Source organism: Erwinia sp. HDF1-3R (genome assembly GCF_039621855.1).
Lineage (GTDB): Bacteria > Pseudomonadota > Gammaproteobacteria > Enterobacterales > Enterobacteriaceae > Erwinia.
On sequence record NZ_CP155071.1, the window covers coordinates 2,224,505 to 2,244,875 of the forward strand.

Annotated in this window: 15 protein-coding genes; 8 read left to right on the forward strand and 7 right to left on the reverse strand. The window is 56.4% G+C overall.

Annotation, left to right across the window (positions count from 1 at the left end; all coding sequences use genetic code 11):
- Nucleotides 1–9 precede the first annotated feature (9 nt).
- From araH to AAGR22_RS10270, 3 genes are all read left to right on the forward strand, one after another.
- A complete protein-coding gene (araH, locus tag AAGR22_RS10260) occupies nucleotides 10–999 on the forward strand; it encodes an L-arabinose ABC transporter permease AraH (protein WP_197473380.1) in 990 nt (329 codons plus the stop codon).
- 14 nt (nucleotides 1,000–1,013) lie between these two features.
- Nucleotides 1,014–1,907 carry an arabinose operon transcriptional regulator AraC gene (gene araC, locus AAGR22_RS10265; protein ID WP_067710463.1) on the forward strand — a complete coding sequence of 298 codons (894 nt, stop codon included), beginning with the start codon at nucleotides 1,014–1,016 and terminating at the stop codon, nucleotides 1,905–1,907.
- Between the two features lie 109 nt (nucleotides 1,908–2,016).
- Complete coding sequence (locus AAGR22_RS10270) at nucleotides 2,017–3,057, forward strand: oxidoreductase (RefSeq protein ID WP_067710465.1); 1,041 nt, start codon at nucleotides 2,017–2,019, stop codon at nucleotides 3,055–3,057.
- Nucleotides 3,058–5,767: 2,710 nt separating this feature from the next.
- Here AAGR22_RS10270 and add read toward each other — a convergent pair.
- From add to malX, 3 genes are all read right to left on the reverse strand, one after another.
- Nucleotides 5,768–6,781 carry an adenosine deaminase gene (gene add, locus AAGR22_RS10275; protein WP_345831423.1) on the reverse strand — a complete coding sequence of 338 codons (1,014 nt, stop codon included), beginning with the start codon at nucleotides 6,779–6,781 and terminating at the stop codon, nucleotides 5,768–5,770.
- A 99-nt stretch (nucleotides 6,782–6,880) separates the two neighbouring features.
- Nucleotides 6,881–8,068: a MalY/PatB family protein gene (locus AAGR22_RS10280; protein ID WP_345831424.1), complete on the reverse strand. Its 1,188-nt coding sequence runs from the start codon at nucleotides 8,066–8,068 to the stop codon at nucleotides 6,881–6,883.
- A gap of 43 nt (nucleotides 8,069–8,111) precedes the next feature.
- Nucleotides 8,112–9,701, reverse strand: a complete 1,590-nt coding sequence (malX, locus tag AAGR22_RS10285; RefSeq protein ID WP_345831425.1) for a maltose/glucose-specific PTS transporter subunit IIBC — start codon at nucleotides 9,699–9,701, stop codon at nucleotides 8,112–8,114.
- Nucleotides 9,702–9,892: 191 nt separating this feature from the next.
- Between malX and malI the strand changes: the two genes are divergently transcribed.
- The gene (gene malI / locus AAGR22_RS10290; protein ID WP_345831426.1) at nucleotides 9,893–10,924 is read left to right on the forward strand and encodes a Mal regulon transcriptional regulator MalI; all 1,032 of its coding nucleotides are present in this window, start codon (nucleotides 9,893–9,895) and stop codon (nucleotides 10,922–10,924) included.
- 20 nt (nucleotides 10,925–10,944) lie between these two features.
- Here malI and AAGR22_RS10295 read toward each other — a convergent pair whose 3' ends face one another.
- Together AAGR22_RS10295 and manA are read right to left on the reverse strand one after the other, a co-directional pair.
- A complete protein-coding gene (locus AAGR22_RS10295; RefSeq protein ID WP_345831427.1) occupies nucleotides 10,945–12,453 on the reverse strand; it encodes a YdgA family protein in 1,509 nt (502 codons plus the stop codon).
- Between the two features lie 148 nt (nucleotides 12,454–12,601).
- Entirely contained in the window at nucleotides 12,602–13,771 is a 1,170-nt protein-coding gene (gene manA / locus AAGR22_RS10300) for a mannose-6-phosphate isomerase (protein ID WP_345831428.1), read from the reverse strand.
- Between the two features lie 186 nt (nucleotides 13,772–13,957).
- On the opposite strand from manA, the gene AAGR22_RS10305 reads away from it, so the two are divergent.
- From AAGR22_RS10305 to AAGR22_RS10320, 4 genes are all read left to right on the forward strand, one after another.
- Nucleotides 13,958–14,500 (forward strand): TetR/AcrR family transcriptional regulator, encoded by a 543-nt coding sequence (locus tag AAGR22_RS10305; protein ID WP_345831579.1) that lies wholly within the window; start codon nucleotides 13,958–13,960, stop codon nucleotides 14,498–14,500.
- Nucleotides 14,497–15,642 carry an MFS transporter gene (locus AAGR22_RS10310; RefSeq protein ID WP_345831429.1) on the forward strand — a complete coding sequence of 382 codons (1,146 nt, stop codon included), beginning with the start codon at nucleotides 14,497–14,499 and terminating at the stop codon, nucleotides 15,640–15,642. Before AAGR22_RS10305 ends, AAGR22_RS10310 begins: the two co-directional genes overlap by 4 nt.
- A gap of 91 nt (nucleotides 15,643–15,733) precedes the next feature.
- Nucleotides 15,734–17,131 carry a class II fumarate hydratase gene (gene fumC, locus AAGR22_RS10315; RefSeq protein ID WP_345831430.1) on the forward strand — a complete coding sequence of 466 codons (1,398 nt, stop codon included), beginning with the start codon at nucleotides 15,734–15,736 and terminating at the stop codon, nucleotides 17,129–17,131.
- A 151-nt stretch (nucleotides 17,132–17,282) separates the two neighbouring features.
- On the forward strand, nucleotides 17,283–17,942 hold the full coding sequence (locus AAGR22_RS10320) for a DUF1345 domain-containing protein (protein WP_067710369.1): 660 nt from the start codon (nucleotides 17,283–17,285) through the stop codon (nucleotides 17,940–17,942).
- Between the two features lie 163 nt (nucleotides 17,943–18,105).
- On the opposite strand, the gene tus is transcribed toward AAGR22_RS10320, so the two are convergent.
- Together tus and AAGR22_RS10330 are read right to left on the reverse strand one after the other, a co-directional pair.
- The gene (gene tus / locus AAGR22_RS10325; protein ID WP_345831431.1) at nucleotides 18,106–19,038 is read right to left on the reverse strand and encodes a DNA replication terminus site-binding protein; all 933 of its coding nucleotides are present in this window, start codon (nucleotides 19,036–19,038) and stop codon (nucleotides 18,106–18,108) included.
- A gap of 175 nt (nucleotides 19,039–19,213) precedes the next feature.
- Nucleotides 19,214–19,615 (reverse strand): H-NS family nucleoid-associated regulatory protein, encoded by a 402-nt coding sequence (locus tag AAGR22_RS10330; protein WP_067710373.1) that lies wholly within the window; start codon nucleotides 19,613–19,615, stop codon nucleotides 19,214–19,216.
- Between the last annotated feature and the right edge of the window lie 756 nt (nucleotides 19,616–20,371).

Genomic DNA, 20,371 nt, shown 5'->3' on the forward strand with positions numbered 1-20,371 from the left:
AGGAGCAATTTGATGACTACAACAACCTCTCCCGCCGCTGCGCCAAAGCGATCACAGCGTGCCAGGCTGGGCCACATCTGGGATAATTTCGGCATGCTGGTGGTGTTTGCCGTATTGTTTATCGGCTGCACAATATTTATTCCTAACTTCGGCACGCTAATCAATATGAAAGGGCTGGGGCTGGCCATGTCAATGTCCGGCATGGTGGCCTGTGGCATGCTGTTCTGTCTGGCATCAGGTGATTTCGACCTCTCCGTCGCCTCGGTGATTGCCTGTGCCGGCGTCACGACGGCGGTAGTGATTAACCTGAGCGAGAGTTTGTGGTTAGGTATCGCCGCCGGACTGCTGCTCGGTATGCTTTGCGGACTGGTCAACGGCTTCGTGATTGCCAGACTGAAAATAAACGCGCTGATCACCACGCTCGCGACGATGCAAATCGTGCGTGGGCTGGCCTATATCTTCTCGGATGGCAAGGCCGTTGGGATCGAGGATGAACGCTTTTTCGCACTGGGTTACACCAACTGGCTGGGCGTACCTGCACCGGTCTGGCTGACCGTGGCAACCCTGATTATTTTTGGCTTTCTGCTGAATAAAACCACCTTTGGCCGCAATACCCTGGCTATCGGCGGTAATGAAGAGGCCGCACGACTCGCCGGGGTGCCGGTCGTACGGACACGCATCATTATATTTATCCTCTCCGGGCTGGTTTCTGCCGCCGCAGGTATCATCCTGGCCTCACGTATGACCAGCGGTCAGCCCATGACGTCGCTGGGCTATGAGCTGATTGTGATTTCGGCCTGCGTACTGGGCGGCGTATCGCTGAAGGGCGGAATTGGCAAAATATCCTACGTTGTGGCAGGCGTGCTGATACTTGGCACGGTTGAGAACGCCATGAATCTTCTTAATATTTCACCTTTTTCACAGTATGTTGTGCGGGGGCTGATCCTGCTGGCAGCGGTGATTTTTGACCGCTACAAACAGAAAAGTAAAGTGGCTTGAGAACGGAGGCGCGTATGTATCATCGTTTAGCACCTGTAGCGCAGTTGAATCCGTTGCTACCAGGCTATCAGTTTAATGCCTGGCTGGTTGCAGGGCTGACGCCGGTTAACGCTGGCGACTCGCTGGATTTTTTTATCGACAGGCCCGGAGGTATGAAGGGCTACATTATCAACCTTACCGTCCGGGGGCGCGGACAGGTATTTAGCGGCGAACGGGCATTCGACTGTGAACCCGGGGATTTGCTGCTGTTTAAGCCGCAAACCCAGCACTATTATGGGCGGTCACCTGAGAGCGACTGCTGGCACCACCGCTGGGTCTACTTTCGTCCGCGTGCCTACTGGAATGACTGGCTGGACTGGCAGGATGAGAAGCAGGGCGTGGGGCGGCTCAGGCTGGATGAAGCGCTGCGGGCTGAGTTCGAAGAGCTGTTTGCCAGTATTGAGCAGACCCATACGTCGGGGCAACGCTACGCGGAAGAGCTGGCGATGAATCTGCTTGAGCGACTGCTGCTGCGCGCCATTGAAGAGGATCCCCGCAGTCATCAGCAGGTACGCGATCCGCGGGTTATTGAGGCCTGCCAGTTCGTGACCCGTAACCTGGCCGGTGAGCTAAAAATTGAGGAAGTGGCAAATCACGTCTGCCTTTCCCCTTCGCGACTGGCACACCTTTTCCGCGATCAGATGGGCGTCAACCTGCTGCGCTGGCGGGAAGATCAGCGTGTTATCCGCGCCAGAATGCTGCTGCAAACGACGCAGGAGCCCATCGCGACGATTGGTCGGCTGGTGGGCTACGACGATCAGCTCTACTTTTCCCGCGTATTTCGTAAACGAGTCGGCGTCAGCCCCAGCGATTTCCGACGGCGCTCTCTGGAGGCGAGCGATGACCTTGTGGCCCAGGAGACATGGTAACAGTCCGGGCTAAAGCTTAAGATTTCATCAACATTTCAGGTAAATCCCGCTTGTTCTTACCCCGTTGATCGACTTAAATCAACGGGGTAAGAATAACGAGGAACCCTCAATGAACGATAAAATTCGCGTAGGGCTGGTCGGCTACGGCTTCGCCAGTAAAACTTTCCACGCCCCGCTAATTGCCGGGACGCCCGGGATGGAACTGGCCGCTGTTTCCAGCAGTGATGCTGATAAAGTCCACGCCGACTGGCCATCAGTGACGACGGTCACGACACCCCAGGCGCTATTCGACGATCCCTCTTTGCAGCTCATTGTTATCCCCACCCCCAATGAAACCCATTTCCCGCTGGCAAAAGCCGCGCTGAATGCGGGTAAGCATGTGGTGGTAGATAAACCCTTTACCGTGACGTTGTCACAGGCGCACGAGCTTGATGCGCTGGCTAAAGCGAAAGGCTTACTGCTTTCGGTATTTCACAACCGCCGCTGGGACAGTGATTTCCTGACGTTAAAAACCCTGCTGTCGGAGGGTGCGCTGGGTGAGGTGCGTTATTTTGAATCGCATTTTGACCGGTTCCGTCCGGAGGTCCGCAACCGCTGGCGTGAGCAGAAGGGTGCAGGCAGCGGCATCTGGTACGATCTGGGACCGCACCTTATCGATCAGGCGTTACAGCTGTTTGGTTCGCCGGTGGCGATTAACGTTGATATGGCGGAACTGCGGCCTGGTGCCCAGACGACCGATTATTTCCATGCGGTACTGACCTACCCACAGCGGCGCGTGGTGCTGCATGCCAGCATGCTGGTCGCTGCGGAATCTGCACGTTATCAGGTGCACGGGACGGGCGGGAGTTTTGTGAAGTTTGGCCTTGATCCGCAGGAAGAGGATCTTAAGAGCGGTGCGCGTCTGCCGGTGGAGGGCTGGGGTGAGGACAGTCGTGATGGCGTGTTGACGCGGGTTGAGGGTGACAGGCTGGTAGAAACGCCGCTGCCGACCCTGCCGGGGAATTATCCGGCGTACTATGCGGGGGTCCGTGATGCGATTAAGGGTGAGGGCGCGAATCCGGTGACGGCGGAGGAAGCCATTCAGGTTATGGAGCTGATCGAGCGGGGTTTGCAGTCCGCCGAGAAGCGTCAGACGATGTCGCTTAAGTAGGCCCAGTCGGGCGGTGTGGGCATCGTCATCGGATTGGGCTGGCGATGCTCGCTGTCTTGGCGGGGACAGGGTGCAAAGCCATGCGGGAAGCATTGGCACGCATGTTGTTGCGGGGATTCGGTGCAAAGCCCTGCGGGGACCGTTGTCACGCGGACACGCCGCAAGCACGTCCGTGTGGGCTCGGCTCGCGCATCCCTGCGCTCGACGGTCCGCTAAGCCAACGGTCCCCGCCTGGCCTCGGGCGACGTAGTCGCTGCTAAAAACCTCTCCATGGACAGCCTGGCCTCGGGCTACGTAGACGCTGTTAAAAACCTCTCCATGCCCAGCCTGGCCTCGGGCTACGTAGATGCTGTTAAAAATCTCTCCATGTCCAGCCTGGCATCTGGGATGTTTGCTGTCATTGCGGTGATACGGTGCAAAGCCCTGCGGGGGCCGTTGTCACGCGGACACGCCGCAGGCACGTCCGTGTGGGCTCGGCTCGCGCATCCCTGCGCTCGACGGTCCGCTAAGCCAACGGTCCCCGCCCGGCCTCGGGCTACGTCGTCGCTGTTAAAAACCTCTTCATGTTGTCCGGCCCCGGCCTGCAAAATTTTCGACAGGCAAGGCTGTCGTAATCGGAGCAGGTTTTGACTTTAGCCACTGCCAGAGAACCAGCAGCCCACGCCGCAGGCAAAAGGCGGTGTTGCGGAGCAGATAAGCCGGGTCTCTGCCGCAGGGATGCGGCAGTGAAGCCCCAGGGATGGGTTTACGGCGTCCCGGCGTTCTGATCCGCAACATAGCCCTGTCACCGGAGCGGGTGTTGACCTTCTTTCAAACAACATAACGCTGTCATCGGGAGTTGCTGCCGTTGCGATGATAAGGTGCAAAGCCCTGCGGGGATCGTTGTCACGCGGACACGCCGCAGGCACGTCCGTGTGGGCTCGGCTCGCGCATCCCTGCGCTCGACGGTCCGCTAAGCCAACGGTCCCCGCCTGGCCTCGGGCTACGTAGACGCTGTTAAAAACCTCTTCATGTTGTCCGGCCCCGGCCTGCAAAATTTTCGACAGGCATGGCTGTCGTAATCGGAGCAGGTTTTGACTTTAGCCACTGCCAGAGAACCAGCAGACCACCCCGCAGCCAGAAGGCGTTGTTGCGGAGCAGATAAGCCGGGTCTCTGCCGCAGGGATGCGGCAGTGAAGCCCCCAGGGATGGGTTTACGGCGTCCCGGCGTTCTGACCCGCAACATAGCCGTGTCATCGGAACCGGTTTTGACCATCCTGCTAACAACATAACCGTGTCACCGTGCGGGTTTTTGACCTTAGCCACTGCCAGAGAACCAGCAGCCCACGCCGCAGCCAGAAGGCGGTGTTGCGGAGCAGATAAGCCGGGTCTCTGCCGCAGGGATGCGGCAGTGAAGCCCCCAGGGATGGGTTTACGGCGCCCCGGCGTTCTGACCCGCAACATAGCCGTATCACCGAAACGGGTTTTGACTTTCCTGCAAACAATACCGCCGTGTTACCGGGGTAGGTTTTAACCTGGCTGGTATCTGTAACGTTTGCTGTCATTGCGGTGATGCAGTGCAAAGCCCTGCGGGGATCGTTGTCACGCGGACACGCCGCAGGCACATCCGTGTGGGCTCGGCTCGCGCATCCCTGCGCTCGACGGTCCGCTCTGCCAACGGTCCCCGCCTGGCCTCGGGCTACGTCGTCGCTGTTAAAAACCTCTTCATGTCCGGCCCCGGCCTACAAAATTTTCGGCAGGTAAGGCTGTCGTAATCGGATCAGGTTTTGACCTTAGCCACTGCCAGAGAACCCGCAGCCCATTCCGCAGCCAGAAGGCGGTGTTGCGGAGCAGATTAGCCGGGTCTCTGCCGCAGGGATGCGGCAGTGAAGCCCCCAGGGATGGGTTTACGGCGCCCCGGCGTTCTGACCCGCAATATAGCCCTGTCACCGGGGCGGGTTTTGACCTTCCTGCTAACAACATAACCGTGTCACCGTGCGGGTTTTTGACCTTAGCCACTGCCAGAGCACCCGCAGCCCACTCCGCAGCCAGAAGGCGGTGTTGCGGAGCAGATAAGCCGGGTCTCTGCCGCAGGGATGCGGCAGTGAAGCCCCCAGGGATGGGTTTATGGCGCCCCGGCGTTCTGACCCGCAACATAGCCCTGTCGCCGGAGCAGGTTTTGACCTTCATGCAAACAACATAGTTGTGTCACCGGGCGGGTTTTGACCTTCCTGCTAACAACATAACCGTGTCACCGTGCGGGTTTTTGACCTTAGCCACTGCCAGAGCACCCGCAGCCCATTCCGCAGCCAGAAGGCGGTGTTGCGGAGCAGATAAGCCGGGTCTCTGCCGCAGGGATGCGGCAGTGAAGCCCCCAGGGATGGGTTTACGGCGCCCCGGCGTTCTGACCCGCAACATAGCCCTGTCGCCGGGGCGGGTTTTGACCTTCCTGCTAACAACATAACCGTGTCACCGTGCGGGTTTTTGACCTTAGCCACTGCCAGAGCACCCGCAGCCCACGCCGCAGCCAGAAGGCGGTGTTGCGGAGCAGATAAGCCGGGTCTCTGCCGCATGGATGCGGCAGTGAAGCCCCCAGGGATGGGTTTACGGCGTCCCGGCGTTCTGACCCGCAACATAGCCCCGTCACCGGAGCAGGTCTTGACCTTGTTGCAAGCTACACAGCCCCGTCACCGGAGCCGGTTTTGACCTTGTTGCAAACAACACAGCCCCGTCACCGGAGAGGGTTTTGACCTACAACCCGCGCACGGATGGCCGCTTTCTCCGCTTCGCTCAGAAAGGCAATCTTCAGGCCATTCTCCTGCGCAGTGCGGATCTGAGCGCGACTCAAACCGGCCGCTGGCGCAGCAACCTCATACTCATGGGCCAGCTCAATACCCTGCACGGCAGGATCGTCAGTATTGATGGTCGCTAAAATGCCATGATCGAGAAACGCGGCCAGCGGGTGGTGGGCCAGAGTGGAAACGGTACTGGTCTGAATATTCGAGGTCAGACAGGACTCAATGCCAATCTGATGCGCCGCCAGAAAATCCATCAGCGCGGGATCTTCTACCGCCTTAACACCGTGCCCAATACGCTCCGCACCCAGCTCGCGAATGGCCTGCCAGATACTCTCGGGGCCGGCCGCTTCACCTGCGTGAACGGTAATGCGCAGACCGGCGTCACGTGCCCGGTTAAAGTGACTCAAAAACTGGCTGCCGGGGAAGCCCAGCTCATCACCCGCCAGGTCAAGGGCGGTAATGCCATCGCGACAGGCCAGCAAACCGTCCAGCTCGCTCAGACAGGCTTCCTCGCCGAAAGTACGGCTCATAATGCCGATCAGTCGCACCTGAATATCATGCCGCTGACAGCCGCTGCGAACTCCGTCAATTACCGCTTCCACCACGCCTGCAATCGGCAGATTATGGGTCATCGCCATATAGCCCGGTGAAAAACGCAGCTCGGCATAATGGATACCCGCCTTCGCAGCATCTTCAACGTTCTCCTGCGCCACCCGACGGCAGGCCTCCAGCGAACCCAGAACTTTCACGCCCCAGTCCAGCTTTTGTAAAAAGCTCACCAAATCCGGCTCGGTCTGCGTTACCTGCACGTGTGGACGCAGCGTCTCTAAGGTGGAGGCGGGCAGGGTAAGGTTAAACTCGCGGCCTAAATCCAGAATAGTCTGTGCACGAATATTGCCATCAAGGTGGCGGTGAATATCTGTAAGGGGGAGCTGGGAATCGATCATCTGGGTGCACTCAGTTAAGTCATATAAAGTGCATAACAGTATAAAAACAATTTGCGCAACTTCGCCAGTGAATTGCGCAAACTGCTCCGCGAATGATGGTTATTTGTGCTGTGCAGCTACGCAGCGCGTGATCCCCGCGATTAACCGGTCGAGGCCGTCATCCAGCTTACGCCGTGGACAGCCTGCATTGAGGCGTAAAAATCCCGTCCCTTCGCAACCATAGGTTGAGCCGGGCATCATCGCCACCTGCTGATGATTGATCAGCTCATGCTGCAGCTGCCGTTCGTCCAGCCCCAGCGGATTGAGATCGATCCAGGCAAGATAGGTTGCCTGAGGAGGGGTCCAGTTAAGCTGCGGAAACGTCTCGTTAAGGCGATCCGCGATGTGTTGAAGATTGGCAGCCAGATAGCACCGTAACGCATCCAGCCATGCGCCGCCCTCGCGGTAGGCCGCAATGTGCGCCGCTACCGCAAGCACGGCCGGGGAGGACAGCCCGTCGGTATTTTTTAATGCCTGAAACCAGGTCGTGCGGTCCTGCTTATCGCTGATAAGCCCCCAGGCCCCGGTGAGCGCCGGGACGTTAAAGCTCTTGGAGGCCGAAGTGAACAGCGCCCAACGCTCGTCCGCTACCTCACTCCAGGGTATATGTACCGCCTCGCCCATCACCATATCCATATGGATCTCATCGCTGATCACGCGCACGCTGTGGCGCTGACACAGGGCCGACATCTGCTCCAGTTCGGCGCGCGACCAGACTTTACCGGTCGGATTATGCGGACTGCATAACAACAGGATGCGGCACTGCGGCTGCGCCAGTAGCACTTCCAGCGCCGCCATATCACAGTGCCACTCTGCGCCCTGTTTTTGCAGCGGCATGGCCATCACCCGACGTTGATTACCCGCGATGGTTTTGTAAAACGCATCATAGGCTGGCGTATGGACCACCACGCCATCACCCGGTGAGGACCAGCTACGGATCATCTGAGAAATCATATAAATAACCGACGGGCCATACACAATATGCTCGCGGTCAATGCTTAGCCTGAAGCGTTGCTGATACCAATGCTCAATCGCGGAAAGAAAGTCGTCGTGCTGCCAGCGGCTGTAGCCCAGCACCGCGTGTGCCACGCGCTGTTGCAGCGCAGTAATAATGCACGGCGCGGTAGGGAAATCCATATCGGAAATCGTGAAGGGCAGCAGATCGTCGCGACCAAAACGGTCTGCCACAAAGTCCCACTGGGTGCACCAGCTGCCATGTCGGTCCGTGACCCGATCAAAATCAAACATAACGTCCCCGGTTAAATACGGCGGCCAGGCCGCCGGTTGCAATTCAGGCTGATGCGGACTGCATCATACTGGCCATTTCATCCTTCACCGACTGAACCTGTGGGCCAATCACCACCTGCAAACTATGCTGATTCAGATGTACCACACCGATCACCCGATTAGCCTTTAGCGCGGCGTCATCGACCTGGCTCATATCCTTAACCGACAGACGCAGGCGGGTCAGGCAGTTGTCCAGCGAGGTTATATTCTCCCTGCCGCCCAGCGCCGCCAGAATGGCTGGCGTGTCATAGCCGGATTTCCCCACCGTCGCAGTGGACGGGCCTTTATCGGTTCGCGGCGCCTCCCTGTCGCGCCCGGGGGTCTTAATATCAAAGCGGCGGATGGCGAAGCGGAATATCACATAGTAGGCCGCGAACCAGATCGCTGACACCACCGGCACCAGATACCATTTCGTTTGCAGGCCGTGCAGGATGCCAAACACCACGAAATCAATCACGTTGCCGTCGGTATTGCCGATGGTCACGCCCAGCACGGCCATCAGCGTAAAGCCCAGGCCGGTAAGCAGCGCATGGATCACATACAGGAAGGGGGCAACAAACAGGAACAGGAACTCAAGCGGTTCCGTTGTGCCGCCCACCACGCAGGCCACCACGCCGGAGATCAGCAGCCCCTTAATTTTATGGCGATTTTCCGGACGGGCGCAGTGATACATCGCCAGCGCTGCACCGGGCAGGCCGCCGAGGAAAGCGGGCATTTTACCCTGAGAAAGGAAGCGGGTTGCACTCTCCGCAAAACCACCGCTGGTGGGGCAGGAAAGCTGCGCCTGAAATATGGTCAGGGCACCGCTGACGCTATGACCGCAGACTTCCAGCGTGCCGCCCGCGTCGGTAAAGCGGATAATCGCCACCAGAATATGCTGCAACCCGAACGGCAGCAGCAGGCGCTCACCGGTCCCGAAGATCATGGGTCCAAAGTCCCCGGCACCGTTGATCACCCAGCCCAGACCGGCGATGGCGGCGGCAAAGCCCGGCCAGATCAGCGGGATCAGTAATCCTACCAGCCCCATCACCAGCGTGGTGATAATGGGCACAAAGCGGGTGCCACCGAAGAACGCAAGGGCATCAGGCAGGCGGATGGTATGAAAGCGTTCATGCAGCCAGAAAACAATGATCCCGGCAAATACCGCGCCGAGGATCCCGGTATCAATCGACTGAATGCCGATAATATTTTGGATATTATTGGCCTTTAATACCGCAACGTCGGTGGTTGGCAGAATCCCCCGGGCATGAAGCCAGAAATTAACGGCCAGATTCATCACCGCAAAGCCGACAAAGCCGGAAAATGCGGCCACGCCTTTATTCTCTCGTGCCATACCCAATGGAATAGCGATGGCGAACATCACCGGCAGATAGCTAAAGGCGAATGAACCGGTGCTGCTCATCCACATAAAGATCAGCTGCAAAACCCGGTTACCCAGAAAGGGCAGCAGCGCAATGACGTCGTGGCTGCTCAGGGAACTGCCGATGCCCATCATAATGCCGCAAAACGAGAGCAGCGCGACCGGCAGCATAAAGGTCTTACCGAGGCTTTGGAAAAACTCCCACAGGGTGATTTTTGGTTTACTGGCCGACATAGTGACTCCTGGCTGGAAAATGTTCAGCGGCTGCTGAAAACGGCATGATAAAACGTTTTACCAACGCTGAATGCGGCTGTTATCACAGTATTTACTCATTCAAACGTTTTCTTCCCCGGCGGCAGGGTGTAACGTTTCACCCAGTGCGCTATAGAGGGCGCGAGGGAATAACCGATCAAAACCGGCCAGCTATGTCACAAAAGAAAATAACCATTAACGATGTTGCCGATGAGGCGGGCGTCTCCGTCACCACGGTTTCGCTGGTGCTTTCCGGCAAGGGGCGCATTTCAGCGGCCACTGCGGAACGCGTGAGCCAGGCGGTGAGAACGCTGGGGTTTATTCCTAATCGTTCAGCATCCATGCTGCGTGGTGGAACCAGCGGCGTGATTGGCGTGATCGTCCGGGATATCAGCCACCCTTTTTACGCGGAAATGATCGCCGGTCTGAGCGAGGTGCTGGAACAGCAGGGCAAAGTGCTGTTTCTGACGCAGAGTGGCCAGCGGGGTGAACATATCGATCGCTGTTTTGATGCGCTGGTGGCGCAGGGTGCGGAGGGGATCGTGCTGGGCGGCGGGGCGGAGAATGCCTCGCACCTGGCCGCTAAAGCGCGCGAGCTGGAGATGGCAATGATTTGTGCTTCGAGGGCCAGCAGCCTGGACGAGCTGGACGCTATCCGGCCCGATAACTTTCATGCGGCCCAAATGGCTACCGAATATCTGATCAAGCGAGGACACCACTGCATAGCCTGGATCGGCGGGGCGGGATCCTCTCTGACGCGGGCGGAACGCATTGGCGGCTACTGCGCCACGCTGTTGCAGTACGGGCTGCCGTTTCGCAATGAGTGGATTATCGAGTCTGCGCCTGAGCAGCGGGATATGGCGACGTTGACGGAACGGCTGATGCATCAGCATCCCACGCTTACCGCTATCCTTTGCCACAATGCGACGGTCGCGCTGGGCTGCTACTTTGGTTTACAGCGCAGCGGCAGGACGCCGGGCAACGGGGCGGTGGACAGTTATTACGGTCAGCAGGTCGCGCTGGTGGGATTTGGCGATGTGCCCGCGGCTGAAATGACCGATCCGCCACTGACTTTCGTCACCAGTTCAGCGCGTGAAATAGGCCGGAGTGCGGCAAAGAAGCTATTGCAAAGAATGGTCGATCCCGGCGGCCCGATTCAAAATACCATCGTGCCGCCGGTGCTGATCGAGCGCGGTTCAGCCTGAAACGCGCCCTTAACACCTGACTACTGTTGTGGCACTTCCTGAGGTGCGACGGTGCCCCCAGCGCCCAGCATATAGCGGGCCAGGAACTGGTCGAGCGGCGTCTTAACGCCGTTCAGGGTAACCTGTCCGGTAGCATACTGCAGGCTGGTGACAATGTTATTGTCCTGCTGCGTGGTCAGCTTAAACATCTGCCCCATCGCCGCCAGCCCTTTGACCTGCTGATCGGCAAGCTTCGCCGCGTCATCCTGCTTATACCCTTCAGCCATGGCGACATGCGTCATCATTTCCGTGGCCATATCCATCGAAATAGAGAGCTTACCGTCCAGGGTTTTCAGCACGTTATCAACGGCCTGACCGATATCCTGCGGCTGGCTGCCGGTAGCCGGGTCTTTAAAGTGAACCGCAAGATTAAAGCTGCTCTCACCTTTGTCGTTTTTCCAGCTCAGCGGCGCGATATTGATGACCGGGTCACCTTTCAACAGCAGGGGCAGGTTTTCACTGAGGATTTGGCTCATACGTTGCTGATAAACCGGAGGATTGTTGCTGGCCGCCGGATCGTTAAGCAGTGCCTGAACCTGCTTATTATAGTTCTCCGAGAAGGCTTTCATAGCGTTGGCATCAAACTGCGAAAGTTTAACCACCAGTTTGCCCTGACCAAAGTTCTGATTTTGCAGCTTCAGGGAATCCAGCGAGTAATCGATATTGCCGGAAATCAGGCTCTTTTCGGAATTAAAAGATGATTTACCGTTCAGGCCTTCCGCAATAAAGGCCTCCTGACCATTAACGGCGGCCGAGAGTTTTTGCAGCTGAATGCTCTGGTCGCCAATGCGCATCCCTTCCGGGCTGAGATGGCTGTCAGCATCAATTTTCAGGCCGTTTGCGGTAAAGAGTACCGGCATATTCAGCTGGTTTTTCGTGGTTAATACCACGCTGTCCAGCTGACCGTTTACGCTGACTTTGTCGCCTTTGTCATCGGCGCTGACCCTGAAGTCGCCGCCGTTTGACGCGAAGCGCTCACTGGTCTGCGCATTGTTGTAGTCCAGCGGCAGCAGATGAATGGCCGAGACGGTCGCACCACCGTAGCCAACACGGGTATCAGCCTGAACGATCGACTGCCCTTTGGTCATCTCGAACAGTTTTTTAACTGCGTCGGTATTTTCCAGCTGGGTATGGACGGAAGCCATGCTGGGAATAAGGTTGAATTTTTTCAGCTGAGCCAGCGGGAAGGGGCCGTGGTCGATCTTTTCGTCAAATACGATGCTCTGACCGGGTTTGATAATCGAGTTGTCTTCGGTCTGCGAGCTGGATTGCAGCACCAGGCGCGTTTTGCTGCTGAACACGCCACGCTGGAAGTCCTGGTAGCTTAATTGCAGGCGGCTCTCAGGAGAGAGCGTGTTGAGCTGGGCGTTGGCGTTCTGCACCAGCTGATCCATGTTTTTTTCCAGCTGCTTGCCGGTAAACCAGGCCGCGCCAGTCCAGATTACGCCGAGCGCAACCACCACGCCGACCGCTATCTTTGTCTTTTTCATCTGTAACTTCGTCCTTTCAGGTTACTGGTGCCGGCAAATCCGTTCAGCTGGCAAATGCCCGGCGAATAAAAAACGCCGCGTGGGCGTTTTTTGCTTAATATCTGGATAACTATAGCAATTGCAGCAGTTGACGTCAGCCGCATTTGGCTCATTCGTTATAAACGCGTGCAACACGGCCGCTGCCCGCCAGGCTGACGGGCGATTCGCAGGCGGGGATAAAGCAGGACTCGCCGGGCAGCAGCGAAAGCTGCTGTTGCCCCGCCTGTACCGTCGCCTGCCCCTCAAGGCAGAACAGGATCGCGGCACTCTGCTGGCTGACCGTGAGCGGAGAGGCATCAAGCTGATGCAGGGAGAAGGCAAAGTCCTCAACCGGTACCGGGAAATAGCACGTGTGTCCGTCTGTCACCGGCTGCGTAAGCAGGCTGGCATTGGGTTTTGCTTCAAAGCGCAGGTTACTCATCAGCTCCGGAATATCAATATACTTAGGCGTCAGGCCCGCCCTTAACACGTTATCTGAGTTAGCCATCACCTCAAGCGCCACGCCCTGAAGGTAGGCATGAGGGGTTTCAGCAAACAGAAACATCGCCTGACCCGGCTGGAGTTCAATAACGTTTAGCAGCAATGGGGAAAACAGACCGCTGTCGTCAGGGTACTCAGCCGCAATAAGGTGGATGGTGTCCCAGGGCTCGCCCTGCTGGCCCTGACCTGCGGCTCGCAGTACATCCAGCGCCAGGCGCTTCTCCTCGCCGCTCATCGACAGCAGGGCGGTAAACAGCGCCGACAGCCCGTTCATCGCCGGTGAGAGCAGGAAGTGGGCGATAGCGGGGTGCGCCCCGGAAACCGGTTGCAGCAGTGAGACAATCTCATGCAGTTCGCGAAAGCCGTTAATCGCCTTGAAGGGCGTCAGGGCGAAGACGAGTTCTGGCTTATGATTAGCATCCTTGTAGTTACGCTCGGCCGCTGCGAGATCGATACCGGCGGCGTTCTCCCTGGCGAAGCCGGCTTCTGCGGCTGCTTTGCTGGGATGTACCTGGATGGAGAGGGGCCTGTCGGCACAGAGCACTTTGAACAGAAAGGGCAGCTCGCCAAACTGTTTTGCTACCTTGTGGCCCAGAAGCCGCTCTTTATCGGCCTCGATGACCGTCCGCAGGGAGCAGGACTCGCCGTTACTCTCAATATGGGAGGGGCTTTTAGGATGGGCACCCATCCAGAGTTCAGCCATCGGTTCGCCCTGAGGATTGGCGATGCCGTAGAGCTCGGTTAACGCCGTGGGGCTGCCCCAGGCATAGTTTTGTACCGAGTTAATTAATTTTTTCATCAATACTCATCCCTAATTTGATCATCACTGGGCGTATTAAAGCAGAAAACTACTGGAAAAAAACAAGGTTAAAGGCAAGAAACAAAATTTTTTTCTGCGCTGAAATCCGGTATAGCCGATCCCCGCAGCCGCGCTATTTTCTCTGCCTTCATTGCAAAAGTAAAACGATCGGTTTACTTTTTAATGATGAGAAAAAAACAGGCAATTATCAGCACGGCGGAACGACTGTTCTATACCAACGGTTTCCATGCCACCAGTACGGACCGCATCTGTAGCGAGGCGGGCGTGTCAACGCGTACCCTCTATCGCTACTTTCCCTCGCGGGAGGCGCTGACCGCAGCGGTGATGACCGAACGCGATGACAGGTTTTTTCAGGCGCTGCTTCCGCCTCAGGAGCCGGAAGCCATCGGGCAGCTGTTCCGCGTACTCGGACAGTGGATGGAGGAGCAGGGTAGCATGGGCTGTTTCTTTCTGAAGGCCTGGGGGGAATATACCGGACAGGATGTGATGCTGTCAGCGCAGGCGCTGGGCCATCGCTACCGGATGCGTGAGTATATTGCATCCAGCATCAGGCACTGTTCAGGCAGCGGGAGCGCCTCGCTGGCGGATGCCGTATGGATGCTGTTTGAGGGCGCGGTGACCTCGGCGCTCATCATCGGGCCCGTCGCGGCCCTCAGAGCGGGGGAGGCGGCAGCACAGCTGGTTGCCCGAGCGGGTGAGCCATCATGAAATCCACGCGGGTATTAGGCGTAACGGGGTTTGCACTGATTGCGGTCACCTATGGGATGGCGAGATTCTCATGGGGACTGATGCTACCCGCCGTCACCCGGGATATTCCCTTTAGTCCGCGCATGGCGGGCGTACTGTCGGCCTGCAGCTTTGCGGCTTACTGCCTGTCCGTCACGGCGGCATCCCGGCTGGCGGAACGTTTTGGCCCTAAACTTCCCGCGGCCGCGGCGGCAGGCTGCGCGGCGATTGGCTTGCTGCTGCTCGCCCTCTCGTCCGGCCCCGTCATGCTTGCGGCAGGGCTGTTTATTGCGGGCACAGGGCCTGGCCTGGCCTCGCCGTCCCTCGCCGCAGCGGTTAGCCAGCGGGTGGAGGAGAAAAAACAGCCGCAGGTAAACACCATTATCAATGCCGGGACCGGCTGCGGCATTATTCTCAGCGTACCGATATTACTCTACCTGCCAGGCGGCTGGCGCGCAGCCTGTGTGGTGTTTGCCGCTTGTGCACTGGCCTGTCTGATCCCCGTTATCCGCTCTCTGCCCGGCGAGGGCATCAGGCGCGACGGAGAGAAACAGGGCTGGCGCGAAACGCTGGTGCAACGCCCGGTGCTACGGCTGGTGATTATCGCCTTTGTCAGTGGAATGGCCAGCGCGGGCTGGTGGAGCTTTGGGCCCGAGATCCTGCAGCATCATAGCGGCGTGGACGCAGATACCACCAGTTTACTCTGGCTGGTAAGCGGCGGAGCGGGAATAGCAGGCGCGCTAACGGGGCCGGTGGCATCGTTAATCGGCATGAACCCGGTCTACCGTCTTTCGCAGCTGTTTATGGCGGCACCGCTGCTGCTGCTGGCATTTCTCCATCATTTCTCCTGGTGGCTGTTACCGGCGGTTGCGCTCTGTGGGGTGGGCTACATCACCCTCTCTGGCGTGCTGCTGGTGTATGGCGCGTCCGCCACCAAAGCAGCGCCGGCAACCGGCGTTGGCGTGGTGTTTTTCACCCTCGCAGCGGGTCAGGTGGCAGGCTCGCTGGTTTTCGGTACGCTCTATTCATCGGCAGGTGCCGTTATTGCCCTGACGCTTTTCGCGGCGCTGGGCGGGGTAGTGATGTTAGTCCTGCCACAGGGAAATGACGGCAGCGGCAGATAATGTTAATTTATTGTATGTAACTTTGCCGCTCCGGTTGTTACCTGGAAGGCAAAGTAAAGTCGATAAATGACAGAGTGCTAAGGAGACAGTGATGGCCGCCACACGCATTGAAAAAGATTCAATGGGATCGATAGAGGTTCCGGCAGATAAACTCTGGGGTGCGCAGACGCAGCGCTCACTGGAACACTTCCGCATTTCAACCGAAAAAATGCCTGTCGAACTGGTACACGCGCTGGCGCTGACCAAGCGGGCAGCCGCGAAGGTGAATAACGATTTAGGGCTGCTGCCCGCTGAGCGCGCCAATGCCATTATCAGCGCGGCTGATGAAGTGCTGGCAGGGAAACACAGCGAAGAATTCCCGCTGGCTATCTGGCAAACCGGTTCCGGTACGCAGACCAACATGAACATGAATGAAGTGCTGGCGAACCGGGCGAGTGAACTACTGAACGGTGAACGCGGTATGTCTCGTCTGGTGCACCCTAACGATGATGTCAACAAGAGCCAGAGTTCAAATGATGTCTTCCCTACTGCGATGCACGTTGCTGCGGTGGTGGCCGTTCAGGAAAAGCTTATTCCCCAGCTTAAAGCGCTACAGGTGACGCTTGATAGTAAGGCCAAATCCTTTAGCGACATCGTGAAAATAGGGCGTACGCACCTTCAGGACGCCACGCCGCTCACCCTGGGCCAGGAAATTTCCGGCTGGGTTGCCATGCTGACTCACAACCTCAGGCATATCGAACAGAGCCTGCCTCACGTGGCGGAGCTGGCGCTGGGCGGAACAGCGGTAGGCACCGGACTGAATACCCATCCTGAATATGCCGTGCGGGTCGCGAAAGAGCTGGCCGATCGGACCGGCTTGCCCTTCGTCACCTCACCAAACAAGTTTGAGGCGCTGGCGACCTGTGACGCACTGGTGCACGCACACGGTTCGCTGAAAGGGCTGGCGGCCTCGCTGATGAAAATTGCTAACGATGTGCGCTGGTTATCCTCCGGGCCTCGCTGTGGTATCGGTGAGATAGCGATCCCTGAAAATGAGCCAGGCAGCTCGATTATGCCCGGTAAAGTTAACCCGACCCAGTGTGAATCCATGACTATGCTCTGTAGCCAGGTTCTGGGCAATGACGTTGCCGTCAACATCGGCGGCGCTTCCGGTAACTTCGAGCTGAATGTTTACCGCCCGATGATTATTCATAACTTCCTGCAATCGGCACGCCTGCTCGCTGATGGTATGGACAGCTTTAATCATCACTGCGCGTCAGGAATCGAACCTAACCACGATCGCATCAGCCAGCTGTTAAATGAATCGCTGATGCTGGTGACCGCGCTGAATACGCATATCGGTTACGACAAGGCAGCGGAAATCGCCAAGAAGGCGCACAAAGAGGGGTTAACCCTCAAGGCGTCGGCCCTGAAGCTGGGCTATCTGAACGAGGAACAGTTTGATGAGTGGGTCCGTCCGGAAGAGATGGTCGGCAGCATGAAGGCCTGATCGCCCCCGAACGGGCCATGATGTTCATGTCATGAAAAACGCCTGATGCAGCCATCAGGCGTTTTAAAAGGGTAAGTCGCCGCGCGCATCACGTGCGGGTCAATTTTCCGCTACAGTTAACCTACCTGTTCTCTTTAAGCTACCTGAAATCATGACTTTTTCTTCGCCACTTTGGCTACACGGCCGTCTTCGGCTGTTAATTTCCATTGCCGCCGGACTGATCTGTTTCTTTAATCTTCCAACCCATCTGGGCATATTACAGCGCCTGCTCATCGGCTGGAACGTGCTGGCCTGGCTGTATCTCTTCTTCCTGTGGTTTCGCATGTTGCGTACGGAGGCAAAGGATATTCCGCATATTGCCAAAACGCAGGATGAGGGGGCCACCCTGGTACTCAGCATGGTTACGATCACCTGTCTGGTCAGTATTATGGCCATCCTGATGGAGCTGGCGTCGCTTAAGCATCTCGAAGGAACACCGCGTGCACTGCATCTGCTGCTGACGGCGGCGACGCTGATTGTCTCCTGGGCGTTATTGCCGACCTCTTTCGCCATTCATTACGCCCATCACCATTATCTGCACCGCAGTGACGATGTCACGCCAATGATATTTCCTGAAAAGCCCGCTGAGCCAGGCTATTGGGATTTTCTCTATTTTTCATTTACCATTGCCGTTGCGTCCCAAACGGCCGATGTGGCGACGGGCACAACCGATATGCGGCAAATAGCTCTCCTCCAATCGGTTATATCATTTGTGTTTAATCTGGCCATTTTGGGATTGTCGATTAACGTTGGCGCAGGCTTATTAAGCTAATAAACGCGGACGGCGCCCTGGAGCTTTGCAGGAACAAAACCTGAACACCGTCTTAAGCCTGAATTTTATCGCGATGCTTAACTTATGCAGGCCAGCAGGCAGTGGTCAGGGGTTGCGGCTTTATTTAACCTGCTCTGAGACGGTCCGCAAGAATGATTTTTGTTCAATTTATTCTGTCGCTGTAAAGATGCAGACGGGAAATGACCGGGAACAGGGGTTTAGCCTCTGGCTTAAATCGATGCGTGATGTTACCGACATTGTAATTCAGCAGATCACCTATTTTAGGTACGCTTGCACTATCCGGGCAAAGCACCAGCAGCGGGGAGGGGCAGGCAAGCTGAGTTTGTTTTTGCTGCTGCTTATTCCAGACTCTGGCAATTGGCTGGACCTTAACGGGCCGTTTAATCTTCAGTACTGCTGAAGTCGGCAGGGAATTAATTGTCGCCATTTCCTGCTCAATTTTTTCGGCCCATTGCTCCCGGCTCCATGGAGCCTGGCTCCTGCCAGAGGTGAGGCTCTTTTTTAGCTTCGCCAGGATCTCATCACGGCTCACCGTTTTTATAATATGCTTATTCGCCCAGCCAAACCGAACGGAGTCGGGCGCATGCAGCAGGGTGATAGTGCGGTAAGCGTTTAACGTAATAAGCCCCCGAAGATGTGTATGGACAAATTCAAAACGCTCCTCGCTGGGCACGCCGGATTCGACGGTAATAATTTGCTCTAGTCTCTGCTTAAGTTTATTAACAGCTGACACCTGTTCAGTGATTAATGATGCTATTCCCTCAGAAGCCTCCAGACATATTACGCCAGGCAGCCGGACGGCCGCTTTTGTGCTGGTGGTTTCGGACTGATGTTGCATAAACAGATGGCTGTAATGCGCCAGGGTACGAGCAAGTGCAGGCCGGGCCAGGTGCTGCTGCACGGCGATCTCGCTCAAGGGTTCATGCTCTTCACCCTTTTGTACGAGGGGAAGCTCAAACACGCGGGCCGCCAGCAGGCGCTGTTCGGGCAGCAGGGCGGCAAGACTGCTTAGCTCAGCCTCCAGCTGGCCGACACAGCGATGAAGATTATCTACGGCATCATAATACTGGCTCATCTGAATTACCTTAGTTACAACATACTAATAACCCGTCAGGATAGGGAATATTATCAACAGGGATGGCGTAATGAAAGCTGGAAAATATAACAGGGCAGGGAAATAGTGGGACAACGCAGGCAGAGTATACAGCAGAAACTCACCGCGCCAGCCGGGCCAGCGCGGTGGCAGAAGATTAAATCAGGAAATCTTCCAGTTTTTTACCCTGGTCCAGCGCCTGCTTAATTATTGCTGGCGTACGGCCCTGACCGGTCCATGATTTAGTTTCGCCATTCTCATCTTTGTACTGGTATTTAGCGGGACGAGGTGCACGCTTAGAACGTGATTTACCGGAGGTATTCTCGGCTGACGTCAGTTCGCTTAAATCAATGCCGTCGTCTAACAGCATCTGGCGATATTTTGCCAGCTTCTCTTCTTTTTCTTTGATTTCAGAAGCGATGGCGGCTTCTGCATCACGGCGTTCGTTAACGACCGCTTCTAGCTTTTCCAGCATCTCTTCCAGTTCAGATAATGAAACTTCACGAGCCTGTGCACGAAGGGTTCGAATGTTATTTAGTACTTTCAGAGTTTCGCTCATAAAGGGATCCGTAGTGTTAGAGTGGTTTAAAATTAATCAGTGTACGTTTCGAAAACCAGTGTACAGACAAATTCGGCGGTTAAAAACACCTAAATATAAAAAATAGCGATTTTATTTTATTTATTCTGCTTTTTTGCCATTCTACAGCCAAACGGGGAGGCTAATTAGAACATCATTGTTAAGAACATTCCTGGGGGGCATGGGTAAAAGAAGGTGATGAAAGCATAAATCCGGCGAAGGATTTCCTCATTACACCTATCCAATGCCGAATTAGATTATTGCTGTCCTAAATAGCGGTGGGTAATACGTACACCCTGTTGCGTAGCCCGCCTACACCCTGCGCAATACAGGCACGGTATGAATACCTGTATGGACATCCCGTGCGGACATCCTTATGTCTTATGCGGCACAGGTGCAGGCATTCCTGCGCCCGGTGGTCTGTTAATCGCCCTGGCTTACCCGGTGCCCCCTCTGGAAAAGTGCTTTAGCAGGACGTTTATTCACTCCCGGGGTCAACATGACGCATTATTATCGGATGAGGCTTGCAGACAACCGGCCCAGAGATTTTTAAATCAGCGCAACCGCTCACTCTGCTGATGGGTTACGACCGACAATGCTAAATTTTTAATAAAGACAGCTGTAAAAAAAAGTCATCATTTTTAACAGATTTCATTAGTTACAACATACTTTAAGCGAAGGAGCACTTCGCGTTGCTTTAATATACAGCCCATCTGTGCTCGGTAGTTGCTGAAAATA